This window comes from Rhizobacter sp. P3_B12 (assembly GCF_056402895.1).
In genome coordinates this window covers 1-4562 of record NZ_JBFUGN010000491.1, presented here as the reverse complement: position 1 = coordinate 4562, position 4562 = coordinate 1, and the positions used below count along the sequence as shown (strand labels likewise).

At 68.8% G+C, this 4562-nt stretch carries 5 protein-coding genes; 3 read left to right on the top strand and 2 right to left on the bottom strand.

Annotated features, from left to right (window positions below):
* Positions 1-370: S-adenosylmethionine:tRNA ribosyltransferase-isomerase (locus AC1D01_RS22020; protein ID WP_477870055.1), on the top strand; the 370-nt coding region annotated here is incomplete at its 5' end.
* Between the two features lie 12 nt (positions 371-382).
* Here the strand turns inward: AC1D01_RS22020 and AC1D01_RS22015 are convergent.
* Positions 383-769, bottom strand: a complete 387-nt coding sequence (locus AC1D01_RS22015) for a type II toxin-antitoxin system death-on-curing family toxin (protein WP_477870053.1) — start codon at positions 767-769, stop codon at positions 383-385.
* The gene (locus AC1D01_RS22010) at positions 769-993 is read right to left on the bottom strand and encodes an AbrB/MazE/SpoVT family DNA-binding domain-containing protein (RefSeq protein WP_477870051.1); all 225 of its coding nucleotides are present in this window, start codon (positions 991-993) and stop codon (positions 769-771) included. Before AC1D01_RS22010 ends, AC1D01_RS22015 begins: the two co-directional genes overlap by 1 nt.
* Before the next feature lie 99 nt (positions 994-1092).
* Here AC1D01_RS22010 and tgt point away from each other — a divergent pair, with 99 nt between their 5' ends.
* Entirely contained in the window at positions 1093-2253 is a 1161-nt protein-coding gene (tgt, locus tag AC1D01_RS22005; RefSeq protein WP_477870049.1) for a tRNA guanosine(34) transglycosylase Tgt, read from the top strand.
* A 178-nt stretch (positions 2254-2431) separates the two neighbouring features.
* A partial coding sequence (locus AC1D01_RS22000) for a putative bifunctional diguanylate cyclase/phosphodiesterase (RefSeq protein WP_477870047.1) occupies positions 2432-4562 on the top strand: 2131 nt, incomplete at its 3' end.

The window sequence follows — 4562 nt, the reverse complement described above, 5'->3', positions numbered from 1 at the left end:
CACGATGCACAGCGAGTGGTTCGAGGTGCCGCAGGCCACGGTCGACGCGATCGCGCGCACGCAGGCGGCCGGCGGCCGCGTGGTGTCGGTCGGCACGACGACGCTGCGCGCGCTGGAATCGGCCGCGCGCGGCGGCACGCTGCAGGCCGGCAGCCGCGACACCGACATCTTCATCACGCCCGGCTTCACGTTCCGCGTCGTCGACGTGCTGGTCACCAACTTCCACCTGCCGAAGAGCACGCTGCTGATGCTGGTCAGCGCGTTCGCCGGGTACGAGCACATGATGGCGCTGTACCGGCATGCGATCGCGCAGGGGTATCGGTTCTTCAGCTATGGGGATGCGATGCTGCTGGAGCGAAGAGGCCCGTGATCCAGCAGCGATTCAAAGCTTCACCGTGTTCTGCCGAATCCAGCTCGCGAACGCCTCCTCCGTGAGCGTGCCGCCTGCCAATGCCAGCACGGTCAGAACGCATTCCTCATCGTCCGCAATCAGGTCGTAGCCGTTCAAGGCGAGGAACAGTTCTGCCGCCACGAACGCCGTCCGCTTGTTCCCATCAACAAACGGATGGTTGCGCGCCAGTCCGAACCCATAGGCGGCAGCAACCGCAGCCGCATCCGGCGTGCCGTAGTGAGCCAACTGCTGCGGCCGGGCCAGCGCCGAGTCCATCAGCCCTTCGTCCCGTACGCCGATGCCACCGCCGTGTTCGGCCAGCTGCTCTTCGTGAATCGCTTGAATGGCCGCGCGATCGAGCCAGAGCCAGTCCGCCATCACTTCGCCAACTCGCGCAAGGCCGCACGACGCTTCTTCATGATCTGGCGCGCGACCTCCATCTGCGTCTCGAAGGCCGGATCGTGCGGCGTGATCCTGACCCCGTCAGGGCTTTCGGTGAGGTAGACGAGATCACCCTTCTCGACCTTCAGCCGCACCAGAACCTCCTTGGGCAGGATGACGCCGACCGAATTGCCGATCTGCGTGAGTTTGAGCGTGTGCATGGCAAGCCTCGAGGGTTATAACGTTCGTTATGTTATCGAGGCCGCCTCGGGACCACAACCAGGCCAGGTTCGAGCCTGAGCTTGCAGGACAATCCCCCCATGCTCCAGTTTGACCTCCTCAAGACCGAAGGCCTCGCGCGCCGCGGCCGCCTGACGCTGAACCACGGCGTCGTCGAAACCCCGATCTTCATGCCGGTGGGCACCTACGGCACCGTCAAGGGCGTGATGCCGGCCTCGCTCGAGGCGATGGGCGCGCAGATCATCCTCGGCAACACCTTCCACCTGTGGCTGCGCCCCGGCGTCGACATCCTGCGCCAGTTCGGCGGCCTGCACCGCTTCGAGGGCTGGACCAAGCCCATCCTCACCGACAGCGGCGGCTTCCAGGTCTGGTCGCTCGGCGAGATGCGCAAGATCAGCGAGGAAGGCGTGCGCTTCGCCTCGCCCGTCAACGGCGACAAGCTGTTCCTGACGCCCGAGACCAGCATGCAGATCCAGCGCACGCTGAACAGCGACATCGTGATGCAGTTCGACGAGTGCACGCCGTACGAGAGCAAGGGCCACCTCACGACCGAGGCCGAGGCCCGCACCTCGATGGAGCTCAGCCTGCGCTGGGCACGCCGCTGCCTGGCCGAGTTCCAGCGCAACGAGAACCCGAATGCGCTGTTCGGCATCGTGCAGGGCGGCATGTTCGAGAACCTGCGCGAGGAATCGCTCGCCTCGCTGGTCGAGCTCGACCTGCCCGGCTACGCGATCGGCGGCGTCAGCGTCGGCGAGCCCAAGGCCGAGATGCAGCGCATCATGGCCCACACGCCGCACCGCCTGCCGGCGCACAAGCCGCGCTACCTGATGGGCGTGGGCACGCCGGAAGACCTGGTCGAGGGCGTCGCCGCCGGCGTCGACATGTTCGACTGCGTGATGCCCACCCGCAACGCGCGCAACGGCCACCTGTTCACCCGCTTCGGCGACCTGCGCCTGCGCAACGCCCGCTACCGCACCGACGAGCGCCCGATCGACGAGACCTGCCGCTGCCACACCTGCCAGGGCTTCAGCCGCGCCTACCTGCACCACCTCGACCGCTGCGGCGAGATGCTCGGGCCGATGCTCACCACCATCCACAACCTGCACTACTACCTGAACCTGATGCGCGAGGTGCGCGAGGCGCTCGATGCCGGCCGCTTCGCCGACTTCGCGCGACAGTTCGCCGTCGATCGCGCGCGCGGCTTCGGTCCGGCCCAGCCCGCGCAGGCCCCGCCCGGCTGAGCCGGCCTCGCCCATCGCGCAACGCGACACCGATGATCGCCCTCGCCACTGGATGCACGGGTTTTCACCTGGGTCCGCTACCCTGCCGTGAAGTCGTTCACGCTCGCCGCCGTGGCGTGCGCACCAGCGACGGGCACACTCGACAGCTTTGCCAGATCGCCTCGCCAGCCCGACCCCGATGCTCCGCCGATTGATCTCGACGGGTGAGAGCCTGTGGGCGTCCTTGTACGCCTTCCTGCAGTTGCCAGGCCGCCCGTCCCAGGACACCGACAGCCGCGTTCAGCTGAGCGCGCTGCGCATCGTCCTGCTCAGCGGAATCACGCTCGAGGCGGTGGTCGCGCTGCACAGCTCATGGATCGGGCTGCAGCGCGGCGTCTACTACATCCTCGTCATCGTCATCGCGTTCTACGTGGCGCTGCTGGCGGCGATCCGCTGGTCGACGCAGCACCAGCGCCTGGCCAGCAACGGGCTGATCGTCATCGTCTACGCCGCCGGCCTCGTGATCGCCACCTGCGTGCGCATCCCCGAGGTGCAGCGCCTCGGCTACGTGTTCTGCTATTCGGCGCCGCTGCTGGCCGGCCTGCTGCGCGGCTACCGGCTCGCGCTCGCGCTGATGGTGGTGAACGTGGTGCCGTTCGGGCTGGCGGCCTCGGGCTTCGTGATGCCCAACCTGTTCGGGCTCGACGTCACGCTCAACACCTCGCCGCTGTACATCCACGGCCTGCTCTTCACCTTCTTCAACTTCTGCCTGCCGCTCGCGGTGTTCCGCATCCTGAGCGCGGTCAAGCACTCGCAGCAGCATGCGCAGCGCATGCAGGACCTGTACGAGGACCTGTTCGAGAACCAGGGCACCGCCGTCGTCGTGTGCCGCGACGACGGCCGCGTGCGCCGCGGCAACCGGCTGTTCGCGCAGCTCGCCGGCAACGGGTTCGACGACCAGCCGCTGTCTCGCTGGCTGCGCTCGACCGCCTCGGAGGGTAGCGCTGTCCCGAGTTTCGATGCCGGCACCGAATGGCTGGCCGGCGAGGGCCGCACGCAGCGCCGGCTGGTGGTGCGCAGCCGCTTCACCTGCGGCGACCGCCATTTCGCGGTCAGCTTCCAGGACGTGACCGAGCTGCGCGAACTGCAGCGCAACCTGGTGCGCAGCCAGGCCGAGGCCGAGTACCTGGCGTCGCACGACGTCGTGACCGGCCTGCCGCGGCCCGAGGGCATGGCGCAGTGGCTCGATCGCCAGCGCGCCACGCTGCAGGCCGGCATGGTGATCCCGGTGGTGTCCTGCGGGCTCGGCTCGCTGCGCCAGGTCAATGCGCGCTTCGGCATGGCGCAGGGCAACCAGTTCATCGTCGCGTTCGCGAACGCGCTGCGCGAGGCCGGCGGCAAGGACAGCTACATCGCCCGCACCCGCGGCTCGATGCTGAGCATCGCGCTGCCGCCGGTGCCGGCGGTGCAGGCCACGATGGCGGTGACGCGGCTGCGCCGGGCGCTGCCGCACCAGCTGCAGGTCGGCAGCGGCCACGTGCTGGTCGAGCTCGCGGTCGGTGCCGCGCTGTTCCCGATCGACAGCGCGCAGGCCGCCGAGGTGATGCACCGCAGCGGCGTCGCGATGGAGCTGTCGCGCGAGGGCAGTGCCACCGCCGAAGAGGTCGGCACGCCGATCAGCGAGCGCGCGGTGAGCCGGCGCATCGCGATCGAATCGGCGCTGGAGCGCGCGATCGACGACCGCGAACTGCACGTCGTCTACCAGCCGCAGGTGCGCTCGAACGGCCAGCTGCTGGGCTTCGAGGCGCTGGTGCGCTGGAACAGCCCRGCGCTGGGCGCGGTGTCGCCGGCCGAGTTCGTGCCGGTGGCCGAGCAGATGGGCTGCGTGTCGCGCATCACCGACTACATCCTCGACGAGGTGTGCCGCCAGCTCGCGCTGTGGATGGCGGCCGGCGCGCAGGCCCCGCGCGTCGCGGTGAACCTGTCGGCACGCGACCTCGACCGCGACAACCTGTTCGAGACGGTGCTGGCCGCGGTCGGCCGCTACGACGTGCCGGTCGGCGCGCTCGACCTGGAGGTCACCGAGACCTTCCTCGCCGAGCGGCCCGAGCGGGCGCTGGCACAGCTGAAGCTGCTGCGCGAATGGTCGTTCAAGATCTCGATCGACGATTTCGGCACCGGCTACTCGTCGCTGTCCAAGCTGGCCGACCTGCCGATCGACGTGCTGAAGATCGACCGCAGCTTCCTGCTCGACCTCCCCGGCAATGCGCGGCGCGAGCGCATCGTGCGCTCGATCGTCACGCTCGCCAACAACCTGCACCTGCAGGTGG

Coding starts and splice junctions, on each gene's coding strand:
- AC1D01_RS22015 (WP_477870053.1), bottom strand. CDS start 769: ATGGCGGACTGGCTCTGGCTCGATCGCGCGGCCATTCAAGCGATTCAC.
- AC1D01_RS22010 (WP_477870051.1), bottom strand. CDS start 993: ATGCACACGCTCAAACTCACGCAGATCGGCAATTCGGTCGGCGTCATC.
- tgt (WP_477870049.1), top strand. CDS start 1,093: ATGCTCCAGTTTGACCTCCTCAAGACCGAAGGCCTCGCGCGCCGCGGC.